This is a genomic window from Vreelandella boliviensis LC1 (genome assembly GCF_000236035.1).
Classification (GTDB): Bacteria; Pseudomonadota; Gammaproteobacteria; order Pseudomonadales; family Halomonadaceae; genus Vreelandella; species Vreelandella boliviensis.
In genome coordinates, this window is record NZ_JH393271.1 from 1 (window position 1) to 941 (window position 941).

A 941-nucleotide genomic window follows, 5' to 3' on the forward strand; every position below is an offset into this window, starting at 1 on the left:
TGCGCCTGGGTCACCCAGGCCGCCACGCTTTCCCAAGGCACGATGATAGGCGGTTTTCCGCCACCCGGCGCAAAGGCCACCTCACGGCGCTGGCGATGAAAGCGTGTGGGCACAGCCTCGCGAAACCTAAAGTGGTAGTGGGCTTTAATCACTAAGGCTAATAGTAATACCAATGTCGAGAACACTGCGGCCTGAGAAAACACCTCATCAAATACGAGTCCAGTAACCAGAAAAAATGCACCTACATCTTTTCCATATATCCCAATTGCCCCCCCTCCAATCAAGGGCAGAAGAAAAGCTAGCATTAAAAACCCTATAAAAGGTATGCCTAACGTAAACTGCCAAGTAAATGGCGTAGGAAGGCTGCCGCCGAAATCCAAATAGGCATCGTTTACTTCCCCAATCGCTTGGTTGAAATCCAAGGGCGCAGCTTCCGTGGGCAAGGGAGCAGGCGACAGGTAAATAACCTTGCCACCAGGAAAGGACTCAATATCACCAGCCCGGTGGGGCTGAAGGATATCCGGACGCGGCGTTGGGCGTTGTTTGGCCGACATAGGGCTGCCTTAAATCAATTAATAAAGAAGAGGGTCGATTTGCTGCCCACTTCATCAGGCTGAAATTGTCGTCTCCTCGCCATAAACCTCGGCGAAGATAGCGGTGATCGGCCGGTTTGGCTGTTGCGCATGGCGCTGTTTGACTTCTTTTGAGAGGCGCGTGAGCGCTTTACTGGGCTTAGCCCACTGTTCTTCGGGCAGGGGTTGCGACCACTCATCAAGGCTCGCCGGTAGCGTCTTCTGCCCTGCTTTTTGGATGGCGCTTATCTCCCATTCCGCCAGGTGAAAAGGTATCGCCCATAGGTCGAGAATATGCCACAGGTACCACATCGTGACTTTGAACAGGCCGATGTCGCCCTCGCGGTAGCGGCGGTGCAACCGGCGCCG

1 protein-coding gene and 1 pseudogene are annotated in these 941 nt (G+C 54.1%); both read right to left on the reverse strand.

Annotated features, from left to right (window positions below):
- Nucleotides 1-554: pseudogene (locus KUC_RS18965) on the reverse strand (hypothetical protein); the annotation flags it as partial.
- A 54-nt stretch (nt 555-608) separates the two neighbouring features.
- Nucleotides 609-941, reverse strand: a 333-nt coding sequence (locus tag KUC_RS19745) for a hypothetical protein (protein WP_040481822.1), incomplete at its 5' end; no start/stop codon positions are given.